Annotated in this window: 21 protein-coding genes and 3 tRNA genes; 13 read left to right on the top strand and 11 right to left on the bottom strand. The window is 32.5% G+C overall.

Going from position 1 to position 23660, the window contains the following annotated elements:
* Nucleotides 1-203: 203 nt before the first annotated feature.
* The 11 genes from CXF54_RS06525 to CXF54_RS06475 all read left to right on the top strand — a co-directional run bounded on the left by CXF54_RS06525 (nt 204) and on the right by CXF54_RS06475 (nt 14974).
* Nucleotides 204-2144 (top strand): peptidylprolyl isomerase, encoded by a 1941-nt coding sequence (locus CXF54_RS06525; RefSeq protein WP_232782580.1) that lies wholly within the window; start codon nt 204-206, stop codon nt 2142-2144.
* Between the two features lies 1 nt (nt 2145).
* A complete protein-coding gene (locus CXF54_RS06520; protein ID WP_232782579.1) occupies nt 2146-2997 on the top strand; it encodes a peptidyl-prolyl cis-trans isomerase in 852 nt (283 codons plus the stop codon).
* Nucleotides 2981-4411 (top strand): peptidylprolyl isomerase, encoded by a 1431-nt coding sequence (locus tag CXF54_RS06515; RefSeq protein WP_317044430.1) that lies wholly within the window; start codon nt 2981-2983, stop codon nt 4409-4411. The genes CXF54_RS06520 and CXF54_RS06515 overlap by 17 nt, the downstream gene beginning before the upstream one ends.
* A 5-nt stretch (nt 4412-4416) precedes the next feature.
* On the top strand, nt 4417-5370 hold the full coding sequence (locus CXF54_RS06510) for an AAA family ATPase (protein WP_101202915.1): 954 nt from the start codon (nt 4417-4419) through the stop codon (nt 5368-5370).
* A 1-nt stretch (nt 5371) separates the two neighbouring features.
* Nucleotides 5372-5560 (top strand): GldL-related protein, encoded by a 189-nt coding sequence (locus CXF54_RS06505; protein ID WP_090839442.1) that lies wholly within the window; start codon nt 5372-5374, stop codon nt 5558-5560.
* 18 nt (nt 5561-5578) lie between these two features.
* A complete protein-coding gene (locus CXF54_RS06500; RefSeq protein ID WP_157823408.1) occupies nt 5579-6724 on the top strand; it encodes an acyltransferase family protein in 1146 nt (381 codons plus the stop codon).
* Between the two features lie 232 nt (nt 6725-6956).
* Nucleotides 6957-9737, top strand: a complete 2781-nt coding sequence (locus tag CXF54_RS06495) for a bifunctional aconitate hydratase 2/2-methylisocitrate dehydratase (protein ID WP_101202913.1) — start codon at nt 6957-6959, stop codon at nt 9735-9737.
* Between the two features lie 186 nt (nt 9738-9923).
* Complete coding sequence (locus CXF54_RS06490; RefSeq protein ID WP_101202912.1) at nt 9924-12194, top strand: aconitate hydratase; 2271 nt, start codon at nt 9924-9926, stop codon at nt 12192-12194.
* A 132-nt stretch (nt 12195-12326) separates the two neighbouring features.
* Nucleotides 12327-13238, top strand: a complete 912-nt coding sequence (locus CXF54_RS06485; protein ID WP_101202911.1) for an anti-sigma factor — start codon at nt 12327-12329, stop codon at nt 13236-13238.
* 226 nt (nt 13239-13464) lie between these two features.
* The gene (locus tag CXF54_RS06480; protein WP_101202910.1) at nt 13465-14340 is read left to right on the top strand and encodes an anti-sigma factor; all 876 of its coding nucleotides are present in this window, start codon (nt 13465-13467) and stop codon (nt 14338-14340) included.
* 67 nt (nt 14341-14407) lie between these two features.
* Nucleotides 14408-14974, top strand: a complete 567-nt coding sequence (locus tag CXF54_RS06475; protein ID WP_101202909.1) for a TlpA family protein disulfide reductase — start codon at nt 14408-14410, stop codon at nt 14972-14974.
* Here CXF54_RS06475 and CXF54_RS06470 read toward each other — a convergent pair.
* From CXF54_RS06470 to CXF54_RS06435, 8 genes are all read right to left on the bottom strand, one after another.
* A complete protein-coding gene (locus tag CXF54_RS06470; RefSeq protein WP_101202908.1) occupies nt 14966-16111 on the bottom strand; it encodes a lycopene cyclase family protein in 1146 nt (381 codons plus the stop codon). The two genes, CXF54_RS06475 and CXF54_RS06470, sit on opposite strands and share 9 nt — an antisense overlap.
* A gap of 12 nt (nt 16112-16123) precedes the next feature.
* On the bottom strand, nt 16124-16573 hold the full coding sequence (locus tag CXF54_RS06465; protein WP_090839456.1) for a sterol desaturase family protein: 450 nt from the start codon (nt 16571-16573) through the stop codon (nt 16124-16126).
* 2 nt (nt 16574-16575) lie between these two features.
* Nucleotides 16576-17415, bottom strand: coding sequence for a phytoene/squalene synthase family protein (locus tag CXF54_RS06460; RefSeq protein WP_101202907.1), 840 nt, complete (start codon nt 17413-17415; stop codon nt 16576-16578).
* 2 nt (nt 17416-17417) lie between these two features.
* Nucleotides 17418-18881: a phytoene desaturase family protein gene (locus CXF54_RS06455; protein WP_101202906.1), complete on the bottom strand. Its 1464-nt coding sequence runs from the start codon at nt 18879-18881 to the stop codon at nt 17418-17420.
* Nucleotides 18882-18894: 13 nt separating this feature from the next.
* The gene (locus tag CXF54_RS06450) at nt 18895-19794 is read right to left on the bottom strand and encodes a MerR family transcriptional regulator (protein ID WP_101202905.1); all 900 of its coding nucleotides are present in this window, start codon (nt 19792-19794) and stop codon (nt 18895-18897) included.
* Between the two features lie 92 nt (nt 19795-19886).
* Nucleotides 19887-19971 (bottom strand) — tRNA-Leu (locus tag CXF54_RS06445).
* Between the two features lie 53 nt (nt 19972-20024).
* Nucleotides 20025-20097: transfer RNA gene (locus tag CXF54_RS06440), tRNA-Lys, on the bottom strand.
* A 56-nt stretch (nt 20098-20153) separates the two neighbouring features.
* Nucleotides 20154-20226: transfer RNA gene (locus CXF54_RS06435), tRNA-Lys, on the bottom strand.
* Nucleotides 20227-20350: 124 nt separating this feature from the next.
* Between CXF54_RS06435 and CXF54_RS06430 the strand changes: the two genes are divergently transcribed.
* A complete protein-coding gene (locus CXF54_RS06430) occupies nt 20351-20866 on the top strand; it encodes a shikimate kinase (protein WP_101203107.1) in 516 nt (171 codons plus the stop codon).
* Here the strand turns inward: CXF54_RS06430 and CXF54_RS06425 are convergent.
* Both CXF54_RS06425 and CXF54_RS06420 read right to left on the bottom strand, forming a co-directional pair.
* Complete coding sequence (locus CXF54_RS06425) at nt 20858-21361, bottom strand: phosphoribosyltransferase family protein (protein WP_101203106.1); 504 nt, start codon at nt 21359-21361, stop codon at nt 20858-20860. The genes CXF54_RS06430 and CXF54_RS06425 overlap by 9 nt on opposite strands.
* A 1-nt stretch (nt 21362) precedes the next feature.
* Entirely contained in the window at nt 21363-21737 is a 375-nt protein-coding gene (locus CXF54_RS06420) for an RNA-binding S4 domain-containing protein (RefSeq protein ID WP_101202904.1), read from the bottom strand.
* Between the two features lie 80 nt (nt 21738-21817).
* Here CXF54_RS06420 and CXF54_RS06415 point away from each other — a divergent pair, with 80 nt between their 5' ends.
* Nucleotides 21818-22861 carry an FKBP-type peptidyl-prolyl cis-trans isomerase gene (locus CXF54_RS06415; protein WP_157823407.1) on the top strand — a complete coding sequence of 348 codons (1044 nt, stop codon included), beginning with the start codon at nt 21818-21820 and terminating at the stop codon, nt 22859-22861.
* A 69-nt stretch (nt 22862-22930) separates the two neighbouring features.
* Here the strand turns inward: CXF54_RS06415 and CXF54_RS06410 are convergent, their stop codons facing one another.
* Nucleotides 22931-23521 carry an outer membrane beta-barrel protein gene (locus CXF54_RS06410; RefSeq protein ID WP_101203105.1) on the bottom strand — a complete coding sequence of 197 codons (591 nt, stop codon included), beginning with the start codon at nt 23519-23521 and terminating at the stop codon, nt 22931-22933.
* Nucleotides 23522-23660: the final 139 nt, after the last annotated feature.

Genomic DNA, 23660 nt, shown 5'->3' with positions numbered 1-23660 from the left:
GTAAATGTAATACTTTAATTTAAGTTTTTCTAAAACTTTAATACTATTATAACATTTGTGTATCAATAAATATGCCACTTTAGCGTTTTGATTTTCACTTCAATAATATAATAAATAGAATCTAGCATCGTTTGTAAAAGTGCTTGTATTATAGTGTAATATTGCTATTTTTGCCGACATTGCTAATAAAAGTGCCCTTTTTTATGAAAATGAACGTTTTACGTACTACTTTAATCGCCTTTATAGTATCTTGTTTTTTTGCCAGTGCGCAAGAAAAAACCGTGTTATTTACGGTAAATGAGGTGCCAGTTTATACCAATGAGTTTAAACGTGTTTACAATAAAAATTTAGATTTAGTAAAAGACGATTCTCAAAAAGACATTGATAATTATTTAGATTTATTTGTAAAATACAAGCTTAAAATAGCGGAAGCTAAGACTTTAGGCTTAGACAAAAAACCATCTTATTTAAGAGAGTTTGGTAATTACAAAGACCAATTAGCTAAAAATTATTTAAATGATAATAAGGTTACAGACCAGTTAGTTGAAGAAGCCTACAATAGACTACAAACGGAGGTTGATGCTAATCATATTTTAGTCAAATTAGAAGAAAATGCAAGCCCTAGGGATTCGCTTTTAGCATTTCAAGAGATCCAAAAATTAAGAATACGTGCTATAAATGAAGGCTTTGATGTTGTAAAAAAGGATATCCATAATGGCCGTACTTTATTTGCAGAAGAGTTAGGTTATTTTACAGCATTTAAAATGGTGTATTCTTTTGAGAATGCAGCTTACAATACGCCTGTTGGAGAATGGTCAGCGCCTTTTAGAACACAATTTGGCTACCACGTTGTATTAGTAAAAGATAAGCGTAAAAACAGAGGGGATGTTACAGTAGCACATATTATGCTATTAGACAAAGAGGATAGCGAGGACAATCAAAGTCGTATAAACGAAATATATAAACGTATAAAGCAAGGTGAAGATTTTGGAGCCTTAGCAAAACAGTTTTCTGAAGATAAAAGCTCAAGTAGTACCGGTGGGCAACTTAATACGTTTTCTGCAGGGCAATTAAGTTCTAAAACTTTTGAAGATCAGGCATTTGCTTTAGAGCAAGCAAAAGATGTGTCTAAACCGTTTAAATCGGAATTTGGATATCACATTGTTAAGTTAATTGAAAAGCATGGTATCAAATCGTTTTCAGAATTAGCACCTGAATTAAAAAATAAAATCAAACGTGACTCTAGGTCTAAGGTCATTAATGATAAACGTTTGGAAGGATTGTACAACAAATATAATGTGTCTAAAACGACTCCAGATTTAAGACCGATAGTGTCTATTTTGAATGATACTTATTTTAGTAGCAGTTGGAAGATTCCTGCTGATTTTAAAGGAGAAACACAATTGTTTAAGATCGGAAATACAGTTTTTAGCCAACATGATTTTGCTGAATTTTTGCTAAAAAGCCAACGTAAACGTCAAGCTAAAGTGGCATTAGAAAAGCTAGTAGCAGATAATTATATCTTGTTTGTTGAAAGTAGTTTGAAAATATACCAAGAAGAGAATTTAGAAAATGAAAACGAAGACTATGCTCAAATATTAATGGAGTATAGAGATGGCTTATTGCTATTTGATTTGATGGAAACGGAAATCTGGAATGCAGCAAAACAAGATTCAATAGGTTTACAACAGTATTTTGCATTACACCAAGATAACTATTTTTATGATGTTAGGGTGGATGCAATTGTAGCGTCTTCAGCTAAAAAAAGTAGTATAAAAAAGGTGGCAAAGATGCTAAGCTCTAATGTTAGTCCTGATGCAATTAAAGCGCAGTTAAACTCAGAGTCTAAAATTAATGTTAGCTTTATTGAAGACATACTAGATGCTAACCATCAAGCTTTACCAAAAGACTTAAAATTAGAAACAGGAGTATCTGATATTTTTACACATAATGATGCTTACAGTGTTGTTAGCATTAAGTCAGTGATACCTAAAACCTCAAAATCTTTTAAGGAAGCTAAGGGGCATGTTATTGCAGATTTTCAAGAAGAAAAAGAAAAAGAATGGATGTCTGGTTTAGCAAAGAAGTATAAAGTAGTTATTAATCAAGAGGCTTTAAATCAAGTCAAAGAACAACTTAAATAATTTGAGAAAAATCATCTACATATTTGCGTTATTTAGTCTGTTGTGGTCTTGTGACTATTTTAAACCTGTGCCTCTAGAAGAAGCTATAGCTAGAGTGGACGATGTGTTTTTATATACAAAGGACCTTAAAAAGGTATTACCCGATAATTTAAGTAAATCGGATAGTGCTATTTTTGCTAATAATTTTATTACTAAATGGGCAACACAACAATTATTTGTTCAAAATGCTCAAGTTAATTTATCAGACGCTAAATTAGATAAGTTTGACAGGTTAATTAAGCAGTATAAAAATGATCTATACAGTAAAGCTTATGTGGAGGCTTTGGTTGCTAAAAATTTGGATACTGTAGTGTCTAATAAAGAGGCAGTCTCTTATTACGATGCCAACAGGGAAGCTTTTAAATTAAATGAAGATTTAATAAAATTTAGATACATCAATGTTGAAGCAAATAGATTAGATCTAGAAAAGGTTAAAACAAAGTTTAAACGTTTTAACATAAAGGACAAAAAGGAATTGGATTCAATCTCAATTCAATTTAAATCCTATTCTTTAAAAGATTCCGTTTGGATAAGAGTAGATCAAGTCATTAAGAAAATAGAAGCTGTAGGTATTGATAATAGAAATGATTTGTTAAAAAAATCTAATTTTATACAACTCAAAGACTCATTAGGATTATATTTGATGCAAATAAATGATGTATTGTTAAGAAACGATACAGCACCATTAGAATACGTAAGACCAACAATTAACCAAATCGTTATTAATAAACGAAAATTGGAATTGATTAAACAATTAGAAAAGGACATTACTAAAGATGCCATTAAAAACGAACAATTTGAAATTTACAATTAAAACTAAAACGTTATCCGCTTTTGCGTTTTTATTATTAGCAAATTTTACTGCTTCAGCGCAAGAAATTATTGACGAAACTGCTCCAGAAACAGTTAAAGATACTACGGTAACTAAAGGAGCAACTAAGGTAGACGGTGTTGCTGCAGTAGTTGGAGATTACATTGTATTGGATAGTGATATTGACAAAATGATTTTACAACTTAAGGCGCAAGGTGCATCTTTACAAGGGGTATCTAACTGTCAACTGTTTGGTAAATTATTAGAAGATAAGCTATATGCACACCATGCTATTCAAGATAGTATCGTGGTTAATGATGCTGAGATAAACTCTAGAGTAGATCAACAAATTGAGCAATTCTTGCAACAGACCAAAGGTAACATGGATGAGTTACTAAAGTTTTATAAAAAAGATAGCGAAGCTAGTTTCAGAGAAGAAATGTTTGAAATTAACAAGAGTAATAAATTAGCTTCAGAGATGAAGACTAAAATTATTGACGAGATTGAAGTAACTCCAGAAGAAGTACGTCAGTTTTTTAATAAAATACCAAAAGACGAACGTCCAAGATTTGGAACAGAGCTTAAAGTAGCACAAATTATAATTGAGCCTAAAGTTTCTGAAACTGAAAGACAACGTGTCATTGATCAATTAAAAGAGTATAAGAGAGAAGTAGAAGTAGACGGGAAAAGTTTTAGATCTAGAGCTGCTTTTTATTCTGATGATCCAGGAACAAAAAAATCAGGAGGAAAATTACCTCCAATGAATAGGTCTAACCCAAGAATGGTAAAGGAATTTAGAGATGTTGCTTTTTCTTTACAAGAAGGAGAAATTTCTGAGCCTTTTGCAACGGACTTTGGATACCATATTATTTATTTAGAAAAAATTAGAGGACAAGAATATGATGTGAGTCATATCCTTTTAGTTCCAGAAATTTCTGATGAAGAAGTTATGGAAGCTAAACAAAGAATAGAAAAAATTAGAGACGATATTAATAATGGAGATTACACGTTTGCTGAAGCTGCTAAAGAATTTAGTGACGAGAAAGAAACTAAAAGTCAAGGCGGACAGCTAATTAATCCACAAACTCAAGATTACAATTTTGAGTTAACTAAAATGGATCCTGAATTATACGGACAACTACAAGGTTTAGAAAACAACACACTAAGTGATGTTTTAACAGACTCTGACAGACAAGGTAACATCAAGTTTAAGTTAGTTACAGTTACGGATAGAATTGATGAGCATGACGCAGATTACTCTCGTGATTATTTAAAGATTAAAGAATTAGCTTTAAACGAAAAACAATACAATGCTATTGGTGAGTGGCAAGACGAAAAAATTAATGATACTTACATTAAAATTAGCGAATCTCATAGAGATTGCGATTTTAGCAGTAACTGGTTAAAAAACAAATAGATTATATGTCAGACGTTGCAGCAGTAAAATCTCTAGTAACAAGATACAATGCGTTAAGGCAAGAAGTAGCCAAAGTAATTATAGGACAAGACGATGTAGTTAATCAGATTTTAATCTCGATTTTCTCTGGTGGTCACGCCTTATTAATTGGTGTTCCGGGATTGGCCAAAACATTAATGGTTAATACTATTTCTCAAGCTTTAGGATTGGATTTTAAACGTATACAGTTTACTCCAGATTTAATGCCAAGTGACATTTTAGGAAGCGAAATCCTAGACGAAAGCAGACAATTTAAATTTATTAAAGGACCAATATTTGCTAATATTATTTTAGCAGATGAGATTAACCGTACACCTCCAAAAACGCAAGCAGCCTTGCTAGAAGCGATGCAAGAGCGTTCGGTAACGGTTTCTGGGCACCATTACAAATTAGATTTACCATACTTTGTTTTAGCAACTCAAAACCCAATTGAGCAAGAAGGAACGTATCCACTTCCAGAAGCGCAATTGGATCGTTTTATGTTTGCTATCAATTTAGATTACCCAAGTTTTCAAGAAGAAGTAGATGTTGTAAAAGCAACAACTTCTAATCATAAACCAACGGTTAATGCCTTATTTACTGCGCAAGAAATCGTAGATTTTCAACAGTTAATTAGACGTATTCCTGTAGCAGATAATATTATAGAATATGCGGTAACTATGGTTGGTAAAACTAGACCAAATAGTGATGCAGCTTCTGATTTGGTAAAGCAATATGTAGATTGGGGAGCAGGTCCAAGAGCTTCTCAAAACTTAATTTTGGCAGCTAAAACACATGCGGCTATAAACGGTAAGTTTTCTCCAGATATAGAAAACGTACAAGCAGTAGCAACTAGTATTTTACGTCATAGAATGATTAAAAACTATAAAGCTGAAGCTGAGGGTGTGACTATTGAGCATATTATTAAAAGTTTATTTTAACATGAAACTGAAACAGTTATTAGTACCATTTATTATCTTATTAATTGGTATTGCAGTAACAGTGGTAGGTGCTGTTTTTAAAATCCAACATTGGACTAATGGAAGTTTAATATTAACTTTGGGTACATTTATTGAGTTTTGTGGTATCTTTTTAGGTATAATTAAGCTTATAAAGATAGCGAGACAATAATATTTAAACTTTTCTATTTTGAAATCTATAACAGCAAAAAAACAAAGAGTATTTGGTTTAGATGTTGTTAGGGCATTAGCAATCCTGCTCATATTATGTTCACATTCTACTATCTTAATTTTTCCGGAGTCGCAGTCCTCACTTATTAAAATCATTCAATTTTTTGGCACCATTGGTGTTGATCTTTTTTTTGTGCTTAGCGGTTTTTTAATTGGAGGTATTTTAATCAAACAGATAGAAACTAAACAAACTAAGTTTAAAAATTTTACCCAGTTTTGGATGCGTCGTTGGTTACGGACATTGCCTAATTATTATTTAGTATTACTAATTAATATAGGGTTGTTATTTGTTTTTAATACTGAAGTTCCAAAGCAACTCTATAAGTATTTCTTTTTTCTTCAGAATTTTTCAAATAAACAGGCGGATTTTTTCACGGAATCATGGAGCTTAACTATTGAGGAGTTTGCTTATTTAATCGGACCAATTTTATTATTTATTTTAGGTTTAATTTTTAAAAAGAGTGGTAAATGGTTGTTTTTGGCTGTAATACTGCTTGTAATAAGTAGCGCCATCTTTCATAGGTTTATTTTTGATGTTAGTATCACTAATAGTCCTCACCAATTCTCATGGAGTAAATCTTTACGTAAAGTTTTAGTGTATAGACTAGATAGTATTTACTATGGCTTCCTAGCTGCGTTTATTGCGTTCTATTATGCTATGGCTTGGAAACGTTATAAATGGTTAAGTTTTGGTTTAGGTGTTGTTTTATTTGTGGGTGTTCATGTCTATATTTTTATAAATTCATTAAATCCAGATCATTTTTCAACGTTCTTTAATGTGTATTATTTATCTATAGTGTCAATAAGTATATTACTCACATTTCCTATGTTTTCAAATTGGAGATCAACTTTAAGGTTTCAAAAGGTTGTTACAAACATTAGTTTATGGTCATATTCTATTTATTTAGTAAATTATTCTATAATACTATTAAGTATTAAGCACTATGTTGTTATTTCGGATCTATCCGCTTTAAGTAAATTAGGTGTTCTAGGATTGTATTGGAGTGCTACTTTTGTGGTTTCTTATCTTTTATTTTCCTTTTTTGAATATCCAATTATAAAATTTAGAGATTCTGCACGGTTTAAAGGATGGTTTGCAAATTAGATTTCTTATTAATTTAATATTTTAAGGTGTTAAAAATTATCATTTTACTATTTTTTAAGTAGTATTTGGTCTTTTTATTGAATTTTATTTAGTGATTGTTCTAATATCTTATATATTTTCAAAATACTTCAATTTTTCGTAATTTTGTTTGCCTTAAATAGGCGGTCCAATTAAGCTAAAAGGTTAGCTTAATTGGACGTTTAAGATTTAATATAATCCTTTTAATTACTATATGAACACTTATAAAGATTACCTTAAAGAGATAGAAGACAGGAAAGTACTTGGACTTCATCCTAAACCAATTGATGGTGCTGAATTACTTAGCGATATCATTACTCAAATTATTGATGTAAATAATGAATTTAGAGCGGAGTCTCTTAACTTTTTTATCTATAACGTTTTACCTGGAACAACTAGTGCTGCAGGAGTAAAAGCTAAGTTTTTAAAGGAAATTATTTTAGGTGAAGCTGTAGTTAAAGAAATTACACCTGCTTTTGCTTTTGAGCAATTGTCACACATGAAGGGTGGACCATCTATTGAGGTGTTATTGGATTTAGCTTTAGGAAACGATGTTGCTATTGCTACAGAAGCTGCAAAAGTATTAAAGACACAAGTGTTTTTATACGAAGCAGATATGGCACTTTTAGAGAATGCTTTTAAAGCAGGTAATACTATTGCAAAAGAGTTATTAGAGAGTTATGCTAAAGCAGAATTTTTTACAAAACTTCCAGAAGTTGACGAAGAAATAGAAATTGTAACTTTTGTTGCTGGTGTTGGAGATATCTCTACAGATTTATTATCTCCGGGTGCAGATGCACACTCAAGATCAGATCGTGAATTACATGGCCAATGTATGTTTGAGCATAACAAAGACATGCAGAATCAATTGTTAGCTTTAAAAGAGCAACACCCTGATAAACGTGTGATGTTAATCGCAGAGAAAGGAACAATGGGAGTAGGGTCTTCTAGAATGTCTGGTGTAAATAACGTGGCGTTATGGACTGGAGTTCCTTTTAGTAAATATGTTCCTTTTATCAATTTTGCACCAGTAATCGCGGGGACAAATGGTATTGCACCAATTTTTTTAACTACGGTTGGAGTAACTGGAGGTATTGGTATTGATTTAAAAAACTGGGAAAAGCAAAAAGATGCTGACGGAAATACTGTTGTAGATGCAGATGGAGAACCAGTTTTAAAGCAAACCTATTCAGTAGAAACAGGTACAGTATTAACCATTAATACTAAAACTAAAAAATTATATAACGGCGATAAAGAGTTAAAAGATATTTCTGCTGCATTAACGCCACCAAAAATGGAGTTTATTAAAGCAGGTGGATCTTATGCTGTTGTTTTTGGTAAAAAATTACAAACATTAGCTTGTAAAATTTTAGATATTGAAATCCCCCAAGTGTATGCCACTTCAAAAGAAGTATCTATTGATGGACAAGGGCTTACTGCTGTTGAAAAAATCTTCAACAAAAATGCTGTAGGTACAACTCCAGGAAAAACATTACATGCAGGATCTAACGTAAGAGTAGAAGTAAACATTGTTGGGTCTCAAGATACTACAGGTTTAATGACGTCTCAAGAATTAGAGATGATGGCAGCGACTATTATTTCACCAATTGTTGATGCAGGATACCAATCAGGGTGTCATACAGCGTCTGTTTGGGATGACAAGTCTAAGGCTAACATTCCAAGGTTAATGACCTTTATGAATGACTTTGGATTAATTACTGCGCGTGATCCTAAAGGGAAATATCATGCAATGACGGATGTAATCCATAAGGTTTTAAATGACCTTGCTGTGGATGACTGGGATATTATTATTGGAGGAGATTCTCATACACGTATGTCAAAGGGTGTTGCTTTTGGAGCTGATTCAGGAACAGTAGCGTTAGCATTAGCTACAGGAGAAGCTACAATGCCAATTCCAGAATCTGTAAAAGTAACCTTTAAAGGAGAAATGAAATCTTTTATGGATTTCCGTGATGTAGTACATGCTACGCAAGAGCAGATGTTAAATCAGTTTGGTGGAGATAACGTATTCCAAGGTAGAATTATTGAAGTGCACTTAGGAACACTTACGGCTGATCAAGCGTTTACATTTACGGACTGGACTGCCGAAATGAAAGCAAAAGCATCTATTTGTATCTCAGAGGAAGACACATTAATAGAATCTTTAGAAATTGCTAAAGGTCGTATCCAAATCATGATTGATAAGGGAATGGATAACGAAAAGCAAATGCTTAAAGGTTTAGTCGAAAAAGCTAATGCTAGAATCGAAGAATTAAAGTCAGGTGCTAAACCAGCTTTAAAACCAGATGCAGATGCTAAGTATTTTGCAGAAGTTGTTGTTGATTTGGATGAAATTGCTGAACCAATGATTGCTGATCCTGATGTAAATAATGAAGACGTATCAAAACGTTATACGCACGATAATATCAGACCGTTATCTTACTACGGAGGAACTAAAACCGTAGATTTAGGGTTTATTGGATCATGTATGATTCATAAAGGGGATATGCAAATTTTAGCGCAAATGTTGAAGAATATTGAAGCGCAGCATGGTAAAGTAGAATTTAATGCTCCATTAGTAGTAGCGCCTCCAACTTATAATATTGTTGATGAGTTAAAAGCTGAAGGAGATTGGGATATATTAGTTAAATACTCAGGTTTTGAATTTGACGATAATGCACCTAAAGGTTTAGCACGTACTAAATATGAAAACATGTTGTATTTAGAGCGTCCAGGATGTAACCTTTGTATGGGTAATCAAGAAAAAGCAGAACCAGGAGATACAGTAATGGCTACATCTACACGTTTATTCCAAGGTAGAGTTGTAAAAGATTCAGGAGAAAAGAAAGGAGAATCTTTATTATCTTCTACTCCAGTAGTTGTATTATCTACTATTTTAGGTAGAACGCCTACTATGGCAGAATATGAAGCTGCAGTTGACGGAATCGTATTAACTAGTTTTAAACCTTCTAAAAAGAAGTTAGTGTTAGCATAATACTTAATAAATATATTAAAAAGCCTGAATCCTAGATTCGGGCTTTTTTATGCGGTAACTTTAAATAGCTGTGACATATAAATAACTTATGTTAGAATCAATCTATACTATTAATGGTGCTTTTAAAGTCTCTCTATATTTCGTACCTTGTAAGGATTAAAGTAGAATCTAAAAAAAATAAAATTTATGGCATTTGATATCGATATGATTAAAGGAGTTTACTCTAAAATGACGGAACGTGTTGATGCAGCACGTAAAGTTGTAGGTAAACCTTTAACACTTTCTGAAAAGATTTTATATTCTCACCTTTGGGATGGAACCCCTGAAAAAGCCTTCACAAGAGGTAAAGACTATGTGGATTTTGCTCCAGATAGAATTGCATGTCAGGATGCTACAGCTCAAATGGCACTATTACAGTTTATGCAAGCTGGAAAAGACAATGTTGCAGTGCCGACAACGGTGCATTGTGATCATTTGATTCAAGCTAAAGATGGTGCTACAACAGATTTAAAGCACGCAAATAGTGTGAGTAGTGAAGTTTTTAACTTTCTAGAATCGGTCTCTAACAAATATGGAATTGGTTTTTGGAAACCAGGAGCAGGAATTATTCATCAAGTAGTTTTAGAAAATTATGCATTTCCAGGAGGAATGATGATTGGTACAGATTCTCACACAGTAAATGCTGGTGGTTTAGGTATGGTAGCTATTGGTGTGGGTGGTGCTGATGCTGTAGATGTAATGGCAGGTATGGCTTGGGAACTTAAATTCCCTAAACTAATAGGTGTAAGACTAACAGGTAAGTTATCTGGTTGGACGGCACCAAAAGATGTCATCTTAAAAGTGGCTGGTATTGTTTCTGCTAAAGGAGGAACAGGAGCAATTGTTGAATATTTTGGTGAAGGTGCTATATCAATGTCTTGTACGGGAAAAGGTACTATTTGTAACATGGGTGCAGAAATAGGAGCTACAACTTCTACTTTTGGATATGACGAGTCTATGGAGCGTTATTTACGTGCTACAGATAGAGCAGATGTTGCTGATGCAGCAAATCAAGTTAAAGACTATTTAACTGCAGATGCAGAGGTATATGCTAATCCAGAAAACTTTTTTGATCAAGTCATAGATATTAATTTATCAGAATTAGGACCATTATTAAATGGGCCTTTTACTCCAGATTTATCAACACCAGTTGGTAAAACTATGGGTGAAAAAGCGACAGCTAACGAATGGCCTTTACAAGTAGAATGGGGACTTATTGGGTCTTGTACTAACTCATCTTACGAAGATTTATCGCGTGCATCTTCTATTGCACAACAAGCGTTAGATAAGGGTATAAAAATGAAAGCAGAATTAGGGATTAATCCAGGTTCTGAGCAAGTACGTTACACAGCAGATAGAGATGGTATTTTAGGAATCTTTGAAAAATTAGACGCTAAGATATTTACCAATGCTTGTGGTCCATGTATTGGACAATGGGCAAGATATAGTGATCCTAAAAATGCACCTAAAAATAGTATCGTGCATTCGTTTAACCGAAACTTTGCAAAACGTGCAGATGGTAACCCAAATACGCATGCTTTTGTAGCCTCTCCAGAGATTACAGCTGCTATTGCAATTGCGGGTCGTTTAGACTTTAATCCTTTAACGGATTCGTTATTAAACGAAGAGGGCCAAGAAGTAATGTTTGATGAGCCAACAGGATGGGAATTACCTCCAAAAGGTTTTGAAGTAAAAGAAAATGGATACTTAGCGCCGGATGAAGATGGTAGTGGTGTGGAAGTAAAAGTAGCTTCAGATTCTGAAAGACTACAATTATTAACACCATTTACACCTATTGGAAATGATATTTCTGGTGCTAAATTATTAATAAAAGCTTTCGGAAAATGTACGACAGACCATATTAGTATGGCTGGACCATGGTTACGTTTTAGAGGGCATTTAGATAATATTTCTAATAACTGTTTAATTGGTGCTGTTAACGCATTTGGTAAGAAGACAAACTTTGTTAAAAATCAATTAACAGGAGAGTTTGGTGGTGTACCAGATACAGCAAGAGCTTATAAAGCTGCGGGTGTCAAAACTATAGTTGTTGGAGATCATAACTACGGAGAAGGATCTTCTAGAGAGCATGCAGCTATGGAGCCAAGACATCTTGGTGTAGTAGCGGTAATTGTAAAATCTTTTGCACGTATCCACGAAACAAACCTTAAAAAACAAGGGATGTTAGGGTTAACGTTTAATAATGAAGCAGATTATGATTTAATTTTAGAAGATGATACATTCAACTTTGTAGATTTAAACGAGTTTGCTCCAGGAAAGCCATTAACAATTGAGGTTGTTCATGCCGATGGAAGTAAAGATACAGTAGTAACAAATCATACGTATAACGAAGCACAAATTGCTTGGTATAACGAAGGAAGCGCGCTTAACTTGATTAAAAAAGAGAATAACGCGTAATTAGATTTTAAGTAATATTAAAAACTCCTAATAGTAATTAGGAGTTTTTTTTATAATAGGTGTAAGTTTTTTCCTTGATTACGACTATATTGCACTGAAAAAAAACTGAATTTAACTTTTAAAAAAATAACTATGATTAAAAAAATGATTTTTGCTTCTTTAGCATTAGGTGCACTAGCTACGTCTTGTAGTAGTGATGATGACGCATCAACACCAGCAGTAGTAATCCCAACAAGTACACTTACATTAAACTTTAATGGTTTAGGTAACTTAGGTGATAACTTAGTATATGAAGGATGGATAATGGTAGATGGTGCCCCCCAAACAACAGGTACGTTTACAGTAAATGACGCTGGAGTGGCTTCAAAAACTACTTTTGATATTCCAACGGAAGATTTAGATGCTGCCACAGCATTTGTTTTATCTCTAGAGCCAGCATCAGATTCTGATCCATTACCAAGTGCAACAAAAATTTTATCAGGGTCGTTTGCAGCTAATGCAGCATCTTTAGTAATTAATGACCAAGTTGGTGTGTTTAACTCATCAACGCTACCTTTTTCAGGTTCTTTTATCACATCAACTCCTACAGATAATGCAGGTGGAGTAAATAATGGTAACGATGATATGGGTGTTTGGTTTGCTGATATGTCAGGTACAAGTGCAAGTTTAGTAAATTTACCTACTTTAAGTGCAGGTTGGAAATACGAAGGTTGGGTTGTATTTAACAACGGAACGGAAGATGTACCATTATCTATGGGTAAATTTACATCTGCTTCAGGTGTAGATTCTGCATCTCCTTATAGTGGTAACGAGCCAGCTCCTGCTTTTCCGGGGGAGGACTTTCTTTCTTTTTTACCAGCAGGTATTGATGGTGTAGTAACAGGTAGACCAGTTGTTATTTCTATTGAGCCAGATGTAGAAGGAACTAATGATACTACGCCTTTCTTTTTTAAGCCATTTAGTGGTAGAGAGGGTGTTGATAGTAATGGTGTTAGCTTAGAGGCTAACATTAATGCAACGGTTACAGGTACAGCTACTAGATAATATTTATTATTAAGTTGATAGAATATATTTTGTTTTATCGATTTAGCAATACAATAGTTTATATAAAAAGCGCTAATTTAAAAATTAGCGCTTTTTTTTGTTTTTATAATGTTATTGATATTGAGTGTATTATGAATTTTTAATAATTTTTTCAGATAATTTGTAAGTATTTAGTTGATGTAACGACCATTTTAAGAAAATTGTTTAATTAATTAAAACTAAAACTATGATTAGAAAAATGTATTTAGCTGTAATGGCTATGGGATTATTAAGTGTGTCGTGTAGTAATGATGATGATGCTACACCACAAATTGAAACATCAGGATTAACATTAAATCTTACAGGGCTAGAAGCGCTTGGAGATGATTTTGTATATGAAGGATGGGTAATAGTGGATGGAGCACCTGTATCTACAGGACGATTTAGTGATGTCACTTTTCCACAAACATTTCAAGTATTAAGTACACAATTAGCAGCAGCAACAACGTTTGTATTGTCAATAGAGCCTACAGTGGATCCAGATCCGGCTCCAGCCGAAACTAAAGTATTAGCTGGAGATTTTTCAGGGACTTCAGCAAATGTAAATTCTAATTTAGTTGCAGATTTTTCTACAGTAGCAGGGACGTTTATTTTAGCGACACCTACGGATGCAGATGATACCAACGAAGAAAGTGGTGTTTGGTTTTTAGATAACGCTTCTGGATCAGCAGTAACAGGGTTAAATTTACCAGTACTTTCTGATGGTTGGAAGTATGAAGGATGGGCAGTTATAAACGGTACACCTATAAGTACAGGAACATTTACAGATGCTTCTATGGCGGATGATAATGCAGCAACATCTGTATTTAAAGGAGACACAGGAAATGGACCTGGTTATCCAGGAGAAGATTACTTACAAAATGCACCAGCAGGATTTACATTTCCAACGGATCTAAGAGGAACTACAATAGTAGTGTCTGTAGAGCCAAGTCCTGATAACAGTGCAGCACCATTTACACTAAAACCATTAGCACAAATGGTGGCAGCAGATGCAGCAGTACATACTTCTATAACTATGGGAGATGGACCAGTGCAATCTTTAATGGGGACAGTAAACAGATAATTTATAATTGTTTTTTGTTAGATTTGAAGCACCTAATTATGTTAGGTGCTTCTTTTTTTTTATACATATGAAAACACCTAAGGTTACATTTAAAAATATAGTTTTTGGACTAATTATAGTATTATTAATTATTCCTGCTAGTAGACAATTTATTCAAATACAACTCCATAAAGGATTGGCGTTATTTTCGCCTAGTATTCAAGCCCAATCAAACCAAGAACAGATAGATAATTATAATTGGAATTTAGTTGACTTAAATGATAGCGTGTATAATTTCCGTCAAGCGGAAAACAAAATCGTACTGGTAAGCTTTTGGGCAACTTGGTGTCCGCCGTGTATAGCCGAATTACCGAGTATGCAAAAACTATATGAAACCTATAGCGATAAAATTGAATTTGTATTTGTATCCAATGAAAAAAATGAAACTATAAAAGCATTTATGACTAAAAATGGATATAATTTTAAAGTTTATACACCTTTAGAAGTTCCAGTAATCAATCAATTTAAGGTAAGTAGCATTCCTCATACATTTTTGATTGATCAAAAAGGAACTATTGTTATTGATAAAAATGGTGCGGCTAATTGGAATAGTGATACGGTAAAAGCTACAATAGATAAGTTATTATTACTTTAGAGTCTTAAAGAAGGCTTTTATAAAGCTAAAGCTGAATAAAGACCACATAATTTTTAGATCTTCTATAAAAGTAGATTCTTCATCTAAAAAGCGAAACATTGTATTGATATCGTTTTTACTATAGTATTGCTCAAAAATCCATTCACCTTTATGATTTTCGTCTTTTAAAACCTTTAAAAATATTTTATCGTAGAATTTATATTTTGATATAAATAGATTTTTAGAAGGGGATTGGTTGGTTTTTAAATTAGCAATAACCTTAGTTACTTTTTTCTGAGTATGTTTAAATGAATAGCCTGTAGACGGTTTTACCCAACCTCCAGCAGTTCCTATTTTAGTTATATTAGTGGTGTTATAATCATTAAACGGAAAGGTGGTCATTGGTATAATTCCAGATTCGGTTTCTGTTATGCTGTAGTCTTCAATTTTTAAAAACTCAGAAATGTATTGTTTGATATAACTATCGTACGTCGATTCTTCAACTGTGTTTTCTGTAAAATAAGTAAATTCTACTAAAGCTTCAGTCTTAGAAAATGGTAACACATACATAAACGTAGTTTGGTTTCCGTCTTTTAAACGGTAGTCCATCATTGTTATCTGTGTATCATCAAATACCGGGTGTTCCGTTTTTATAATCCAACCTTTAAAATGTTGTAATAATGTTATGTGTGTTTTTATTTTAGTTGAAAAGTCAGGTGTGACTCTACTATCAAAAACATGATTTGCAGTATAACTATTCGTTTCGGTTGTTACTGTAACCAAATCTTTTTCTGATACTTTTGTAACCGCATCTGTTATAAAATGAATATTAGGCTTGTGTTTTAAATTCGCTTTAGCGTAATTATAAAAATCTAAGGCGCGTATACTTTTGTAAGTGTAAGGAGCGAGGTTTAAATGTATTTGCTTTTTTGAACTATAAATAGTAGCTTTTTGCCAAGTTTTATAAGGCAATGCTCCCCAGTAGTTATCTTCTGTTTCCCAAAAACTCCACGTTTTGTCATTGGCGGATTTAGTATCAGGATCTATTAATGCAATTTGTTTGTCGTTAAAATATGCATCATTTACTAATGCTAAAGCTAGTTGTAGCCCGGCTAATCCATTACCAACTATTATGTAATCATAATGGGGTTTATGCATCTAAATTGTAGATTACTTTTTAAAATATTTAAAAGGAACAAATAGCATTCCAAAGCATTCTCCATCACCTTTTCCTAAATGCTTGTGGTGCATTTTGTGCGCACGTCTAACACCTTTAGCGTAAATATTATTTGCGTTTCTAAACAACTTAAAACGTTGGTGTATAAATATATCGTGCACTAAAAAGTATGCTGCGCCGTAAGCCATAATACCAAGACCTATGGGTAGGCAATACCAAACACCTTCATAACTCCAAAGGTAAAAGCATGTCATACTAACAATAGCATAAAATATAAAAAAGGCATCATTACGCTCAAACCAACTGTCATGATCTTTGTGATGGTGATCTTTGTGTAAGCTCCATAAAAAACCATGCATGACATACTTATGTGTAAACCACGCCATAAATTCCATTGTAGAAAAGGTTCCTAAAAAAACTAATATCCAATATACTGTTTGCATTATTATAATAAATTGAGTTGGTATTTAACATAGCTACGTGTTAGGAGTTCTGCCTTTTTGTAATTAGGCACTCTAATACGTGTGTTTTTAATTTCTAAAGCTGGTGTGTTCTTTAATTTTTTTAATAATTGGTTGTAATATCGGTACGCCATAAATACACCAAATTTAGCTTCAATTGGTAATTGTTTGATTCCCTTTAGACCTTCTTCAAAATCATGTTCGATATCTTTTATTATTAGCAATTTATCCTCTTCCGTTAAGTTAGTTAAATCTGTATTAGGAAAATAAGTTCTGTCTAATAATTCATGATCTGCTTTTAAATCTCTTAAAAAGTTTACTTTCTGAAAGGCAGAGCCTAAAGACATAGCTGTGTTTTTTAACGATTCGTATTTTTGGTTATCACCTTTAACAAATACTTTTAAGCACATTAGTCCAACGACATCAGCAGACCCGTAAATATAGTCTTTGTATTCCTGATCTGTGGTGTATTTAGTTTTTGATAGGTCTAAACGCATACTTTTCATAAACGAGTCTACCATATGCTTATCTATATTGCATTTGTGATACGTGTGTTGAAAGGCATTTAAAATAGGGTTTAAACTTATCTTTTCTTTTAAAGATAATTCTAAGTCGTTTTCAAAACGGTCAAATAATTCTTGTTTGTTATAGTCGTGAAATGTATCTACAATCTCGTCAGCAAATCTAACAAAACCATATATATTATAAATATCTTGTCTTATAGTATTAGACAACATTTTTGTTGCTAACGAAAATGAAGTACTATAAGAGGTGGTTACCACTTTGCTACAATCGTAGGAAACAGCGTCAAATAATGATTTCATCTTTAGTTATTGTGGTGTTTGTTAATTAATTCTGCGACTAGTTTACCAGAAATAAGTGCTGGTGGTACGCCTGGACCGGGTACAGTTAGTTGTCCTGTAAAATATAAATTATTGACTTTTTTACTTTTTAATTTTGGTCTTAAAAATGCAGTCTGCAATAGGGTGTTAGCCATTCCGTATGCATTTCCTTTATATGAGTTATAATCTTTTATAAAATCCTTAACACAAAAAGACTCTTTAAATATAATATTATTTTTAACATCTTGTTTTGTTAATTTTTCAAAACGAGTTAAAATTAGGTCTAAATATTGTGCTCTAATTGCAGGTGTGTCTTCAATTCCGGGAGCAATAGGTATTAGGAAAAAACCAGTTTCGCAGCCTTTGGGTGCCATGCTACTGTCTGTTGTCGAAGGGAAATTGGCATAAAACAAAGGGTCTGATGGCCATTGTGGATTATCATAAATTTCTTCAGCATGCGCCTCAAAATTTGTATCAAAAAACAAATTGTGATGTTGTACGTTGTTTAGTTTTTTATCAAATCCGATGTAGAACAATAGGGAGGAAGGGGCGAATGTTTTCTTGCTCCAGTATTTTTCTGAATATTGTCTATGTGTTTTGTCTAATAATGTTTCTGAATGATGATAGTCAGCACCACTTAAAACAACATCAAAATCTAATATTTGATTATTTACGACTATAGATGTTGCTTTTTTATTAGCGACGTTAATTTTAGTAATCGGACTGTTGGTTTTAATCACTACTCCTAAACTTTCTGCAAGCGATTGCATTGCCTTTATAATCTCATACATTCCACCTTTTGGGTGCCATGTACCTAAACCAAAGTCGGCATAATTCATAAAATTATAAAATGAAGGGGTCTTACTAGGTTTTGCACCCAAAAATAATACGGGAAACTCTAAGGTTGAAATTAACTTTGGATTTTTAAAGTTTTTACGAACCTCTCTGCTTATAGTTTTAAAAAACTGATCTACACGAAGTGCTGTTTCTGGTGTTATTAATTCTAAAGGAGAAATACCTGGTTTTAAAACAACTTTGTTAATTGCAATATCATAGTTTTCGCCAGCTTTTTTTATAAACTTTTTAAGCGGAGTAGAGCTACCTGGTTCTATACGTTCAAATTCAGAACATATTTTATCTAAAGTATCACCGATGGTTATATTGTCATCCTTAAAAAATATTTTGTAAGCCGGAGATAATTTATCTAGTTGGTAGTAATCAGATGTTTTTTTACCAAACTCGGCAAAAAACTTGTTGAATATATCTGGCATCCAATACCAACTTGGACCAATATCAAAGGTGAAACCGTCTTTTTTAAATTGTCTGCAACGACCACCAATAGTGTCGTTTTTTTCAAAAATAGAAACAGTGTGTCCAGCTTGTGCTAAATAACAAGAAGCTGAAAGTGCAGAAAATCCGGAGCCTATAATTGCGATGTTTTTACTCATTAATTTATATTAATTATAAACTTTCTAAGACCTCTTTTGTGGTTTTAAAAGCGGCTATTTTAGGGTTTGTTATGTCTTGTAAGTAAGCAGTCATACGACCAGATATTAGTAAATTGCTGTTGCTTTTACTTAAGATGTTTTTATCAAATTCAGCAATATACTTTAAGATATGTTCTTTATCTGGCTTAACGGTAAAACAGGATACAAATGTTATATTCTCAAATTGAGATAATAGATACTGTAAACTTTCAATAGGGACACTTTGACCTAGATATATGGCGTGTGCACCTTGGTTTATGATTTCGTAATTAGTATATAAAAGACCTAATTCATGTACTTCGTTGTCAGGAAGAAATAAAACATAAGTTTTGTCGCTGTCTGAATGCTTAAAGCCACTTAAAGCATTGTCTGTGTTGATTAAAATTTTCTGCTTGATTAATTCAACAATAAAATGCTCGTGCGCTGGCGTTATGGTATCTGTTTGCCATAGTAAACCTATTTTATCTAATAACGGTACAAATATGGTATAGAAAATGTCTTTAAAAGAAAATTCATTCATCAAGTCATTATAGGTTTGATAGAATAATGCTTGATCAAAATTGATCATAGCAAGCTTGAATAGGTTAATGGCATGAACATTTTCATCACTTTGTTCCGCAATTTCTTTAACTAACAAGGGGACTTCTTCAGATTTTAGATTTGCTATTTTTGATATTTTATAGCCGTTACTATTTAAATAACTAATATTTAATATTTTTTGTAAGCTAGCTAAGCTATAATATCTAATATTAGTATCTGTCCTATTAGGTTCAAATAAGTTATAGCGCTTCTCCCATATTCTAATGGTATGAGCCTTAATGCCTGAGAGATTCTCAAGATCTTTTATGCTGAATTTTGATTTGATATTGTTCATTATTTAGCTAAATTAGTTAAACAAAATGAGTTTTAACCATAAATGATCAAACATTTTGAAATAATTAACAATAAAATATAAATTTGGAAATGTGCGCACGAGAAGACTCGAACTTCCACGATTATAATAACCATTAGCCCCTCAAGCTAAAGCGTCTACCAATTCCGCCACGTGCGCAATTTTAAAAAAAGATAAAAAAAAAAGCTAAGCAGTATGCTTAACTTTTTTTGTGACCAGTCTGGGGCTCGAACCCAGGACCCTCTCCTTAAAAGGGAGATGCTCTACCAACTGAGCTAACTGGTCTTGTATTTGTATGTAATATAAGAAAAAGGCAACCAAATACTTGACTTTTAATGTTGTGACCAGTCTGGGGCTCGAACCCAGGACCCTCTCCTTAAAAGGGAGATGCTCTACCAACTGAGCTAACTGGTCTTTTCCGTAACGGGGTGCAAATATATAAGCTTTTATCAAAAATACAAGGCTATTTTCATTTTTTTTTTTGTTTTTTTGCCTAGCATTTATGTATGAATTTAATAATCAATATATAACAACAAAAATGAACTTAATTTTAATTGGATATATGGCGTCTGGGAAATCAACAATTGGTAAAAAAGCAGCAGAATTGCTGAATTTTGATTTTGTTGATTTGGATAATTATATAGAAGAAAAAGAAAATTTATCTGTTTCTGAGATTTTTAAATTAAAAGGAGAGATTCATTTTAGAAAATTAGAACAAACCTATTTAAAGGAATTGACTAATAATCTTGATAAAACAATTATTTCCTTAGGAGGTGGTACACCTTGTTTTTATGATACCATGAGCTGGTTAAATAAGTTAGATAACCTCACAACAATTTACCTAAAGGCCAGTTTAGATGTGTTAACTAATAGATTATATAAAGATAGCACTAGGCCTTTAATAGCCCATTTAGATACTAAGGAAGCATTAAAGGACTTTATTGCTAAACATATATTTGAACGTTCTTTTTTTTATAATCAGGCTAATATTGTTGTAAACTCAGTAGATTCTGAAGAGGGCACTCTAAATAATTTAATGGAAAAACTAGTTTAAATAGGCTATCCAATTTTTACCATCTAAATCTACTTGCACGTGCTCATTCAAAGAAGTTGATAAAGAAATCCCTTTGTAGTCTGCCTTTACAGGAAATTTTTTATGATTACGGTTAACAAGTACAGCTGTTTTAAATTGTTTTAAAGGGACATCCAAAAAGTGCTTGACACTATATATTAGCGTAGTTCCAGAATTTAAAACATCATCAATCAAAACCACAGACTTGTTTTGATAGTCTTGAGGCTTTATAGATGTCTTAATAGGTTTTCTTGGGTCTTTTTTATCTATCTCTATTTTGCATAGTACCGGCTTAATTGGAGATATTTTTGAAAGTATGGTTTTTAATTTTTTAGCTAAAATATAGCCATTAACATCTATACCTGCTAAAACAATTTCTGTTTCGGTGGTATTAGCCTCATAAATTTGATAAGCTATTCGTCTTAACTTGTTATTAATAGCTGTCGTGTCTAAAATTATGTTTTTTGGTAATTCCATATTATTGTTCATTTTCTAATGCTAGATCATCCAAATCTCTTCTATCTTTTTTTGTTGGTCGACCAACCCCTTTTTTTCTGTAATAATCTTTAGCTAATTTAAGCATTTCTTGTGCTTCAAAAGCAGATTTTGGTGTTTTATCAACGCGATATATGTCAACTAACTTAGCACCAACACGGTTAGGAGGTATGTCTAAAACGGTTAAAGTGTAATTGACTTGGTCTTTTCTTAACACAATAGTATCTGTAGGATATACTTCTCTACTTGCCTTAACAACAGTATCATTTACTTTAACATGTCCTTTTTTACAGGCGGTTGTAGCTATGTTTCTTGTTTTAAAATATCTAACACACCACAAATATTTGTCTATTCGCATATAATTTATCTAAAATTGACGTTAACGTTATTGTGCAAAATTATATTAAAATGTATCTTGCAACTTCAAAAATAGCAATAATGAAATTAAGAAAAATTACTTTTGGTGTTATATCTATGCTAATGTTAATTACAGCTTGTAATTCTGATGATGATACGACTACAACTTTTGTTGAAAGAGATAGACAAGAAGTATACGATGAGAATATTACAGAGATTGAAGAATATTTAACGACTCACACCTACAACTATAGTGACTATGACTTTGCTAATCCATATACTTTAGCAAATGATAATTTTGAAATTATCTTTGATACAATTAGTGCTGCTAATGGAAATTTAGATGCAATAGCATTAATAGATAGACCTGAATTAAGTAGTAAAATAGTGACTGAAAATGATATAGACCACACATTATACTTTCTTAATATTAGAGAAGGTTTAGGCAATGTTGTTCATCCATTGGATGCAGTAGGTGTAACTTATGAAGGGATATTACTTGATGGGACTGTTTTTGACGGTGCGGATGTAGTTAATAGTCCTTTTGATTTAACAAGTGCAGGAACTTCTTTTGGAGTTATTACTGGTTTTAGAGAAGCTTTAATAGAATTTAAAACTAGAGATGGTTATAGTGAAAATGGTGATGGTACAACTACAAACCATAATTTTGGTATAGGAGCAGCATTTATACCTTCAGGTATTGCTTATTTCTCGTCTAGTACAACTACAATACCTAGTTATTACCCTTTAATTTTCAAATTTGGTGTTCTTACAAGAATTAATACAGATTATGATGGAGATGGGATACCTTCTTATTTAGAAGATTTAGATGCTGATGGTGCTGGAGATGATGAAGATACAGATGGAGATAGTTTTTCCAATTTTGTAGATAGTGACGATGATAACGATGGTGTTTCGACTATAGACGAAATTATCGAAAATGTTTATGTTATTGATACTAATAATGGAGATGTAGAGCCGGTTTATGCGGATAATGAATATGAGACTACTCGAAGTCAAATTTCAGGTGTAATTACTATTAAAACAATTACATTGATGGACTCTGATAACAATGGGATAGCAGATTATTTGGAAGATACGATTTCAATTAATTACGATAATTAGTAATTAAATTATTTAATAAAAAAAGAGACACTTTTAAAGTGGCTCTTTTTTTTTGTTGTTTAATTAAAATTATAGCATTATAGATAAACTAAGGATTAATTGGTCTGGTCTTGTGTCTAATCTATCGTTATTTACTAATGAGATGTTGTTATTTATTAATGTAGCTTCATTATCACTAAATCCTCTTTCGTATCTAAGGTCAATTCCTATTTTATTAAAACTAACACCGATTCCAAAATTTAGACCTACAGAAAAATCATCTTGAATAGAGTTTATAGTGGCATTTTCAAAATCACTATCTATAATATATTGTAATGATGGGCCAGCAAAAACATTCAAAGGACCTAATACTTTAAGACCAATTAATAGCGGAACATCTAATTTTTTTAAATCAAATTCTCCTGCGATATAATCACTTTTAGTAGCTGTGTAAACTAATTCAGGTCTAAAATAGACTTTGGTACCTACTTTTGCAAAAACGCCAATATGGTACCCTAAGTTACGGTCTGGGTTTTGGTAGCTGTTTGTTGCGGATTCAAAATAATCTCCATTACCATTATAGTTTAAACCTCCTTTAATCCCAAAACCACTTTCGGTTTGAGCATAGATACATGTAGAAACTAATAGCGTTGCAATTGATGTTAAAATTAAATTTTTCATAATTGTAGTTTTTTTGATGAACACCATTTATAACGAAAATTGTGCCAAAATATTTTAGATAAGTTGTTATGTCTTTGTCAATAAAGCAAAAAGGCGTTTAAAACAAATTGTTTTAAACGCCTTTTTTATAGTCTATATA

Origin of the sequence: Olleya sp. 1-3 (assembly GCF_002836085.1) — a bacterium.
Lineage (GTDB): Bacteria > Bacteroidota > Bacteroidia > Flavobacteriales > Flavobacteriaceae > Olleya > Olleya namhaensis.
Note: the sequence above shows the minus strand (reverse complement) of the source record. Positions and strands in the feature narration are given on the sequence as shown.

Coding starts and splice junctions, on each gene's coding strand:
- CXF54_RS06490 (WP_101202912.1), top strand. CDS start 9,924: ATGGCATTTGATATCGATATGATTAAAGGAGTTTACTCTAAAATGACG.
- CXF54_RS06495 (WP_101202913.1), top strand. CDS start 6,957: ATGAACACTTATAAAGATTACCTTAAAGAGATAGAAGACAGGAAAGTA.
- CXF54_RS06505 (WP_090839442.1), top strand. CDS start 5,372: ATGAAACTGAAACAGTTATTAGTACCATTTATTATCTTATTAATTGGT.
- CXF54_RS06510 (WP_101202915.1), top strand. CDS start 4,417: ATGTCAGACGTTGCAGCAGTAAAATCTCTAGTAACAAGATACAATGCG.
- CXF54_RS06475 (WP_101202909.1), top strand. CDS start 14,408: ATGAAAACACCTAAGGTTACATTTAAAAATATAGTTTTTGGACTAATT.
- CXF54_RS06465 (WP_090839456.1), bottom strand. CDS start 16,573: ATGCAAACAGTATATTGGATATTAGTTTTTTTAGGAACCTTTTCTACA.
- CXF54_RS06480 (WP_101202910.1), top strand. CDS start 13,465: ATGATTAGAAAAATGTATTTAGCTGTAATGGCTATGGGATTATTAAGT.
- CXF54_RS06425 (WP_101203106.1), bottom strand. CDS start 21,361: ATGGAATTACCAAAAAACATAATTTTAGACACGACAGCTATTAATAAC.
- CXF54_RS06460 (WP_101202907.1), bottom strand. CDS start 17,415: ATGAAATCATTATTTGACGCTGTTTCCTACGATTGTAGCAAAGTGGTA.
- CXF54_RS06415 (WP_157823407.1), top strand. CDS start 21,818: ATGAAATTAAGAAAAATTACTTTTGGTGTTATATCTATGCTAATGTTA.
- CXF54_RS06485 (WP_101202911.1), top strand. CDS start 12,327: ATGATTAAAAAAATGATTTTTGCTTCTTTAGCATTAGGTGCACTAGCT.
- CXF54_RS06430 (WP_101203107.1), top strand. CDS start 20,351: ATGAACTTAATTTTAATTGGATATATGGCGTCTGGGAAATCAACAATT.
- CXF54_RS06450 (WP_101202905.1), bottom strand. CDS start 19,794: ATGAACAATATCAAATCAAAATTCAGCATAAAAGATCTTGAGAATCTC.
- CXF54_RS06525 (WP_232782580.1), top strand. CDS start 204: ATGAAAATGAACGTTTTACGTACTACTTTAATCGCCTTTATAGTATCT.
- CXF54_RS06420 (WP_101202904.1), bottom strand. CDS start 21,737: ATGCGAATAGACAAATATTTGTGGTGTGTTAGATATTTTAAAACAAGA.
- CXF54_RS06470 (WP_101202908.1), bottom strand. CDS start 16,111: ATGCATAAACCCCATTATGATTACATAATAGTTGGTAATGGATTAGCC.
- CXF54_RS06455 (WP_101202906.1), bottom strand. CDS start 18,881: ATGAGTAAAAACATCGCAATTATAGGCTCCGGATTTTCTGCACTTTCA.
- CXF54_RS06410 (WP_101203105.1), bottom strand. CDS start 23,521: ATGAAAAATTTAATTTTAACATCAATTGCAACGCTATTAGTTTCTACA.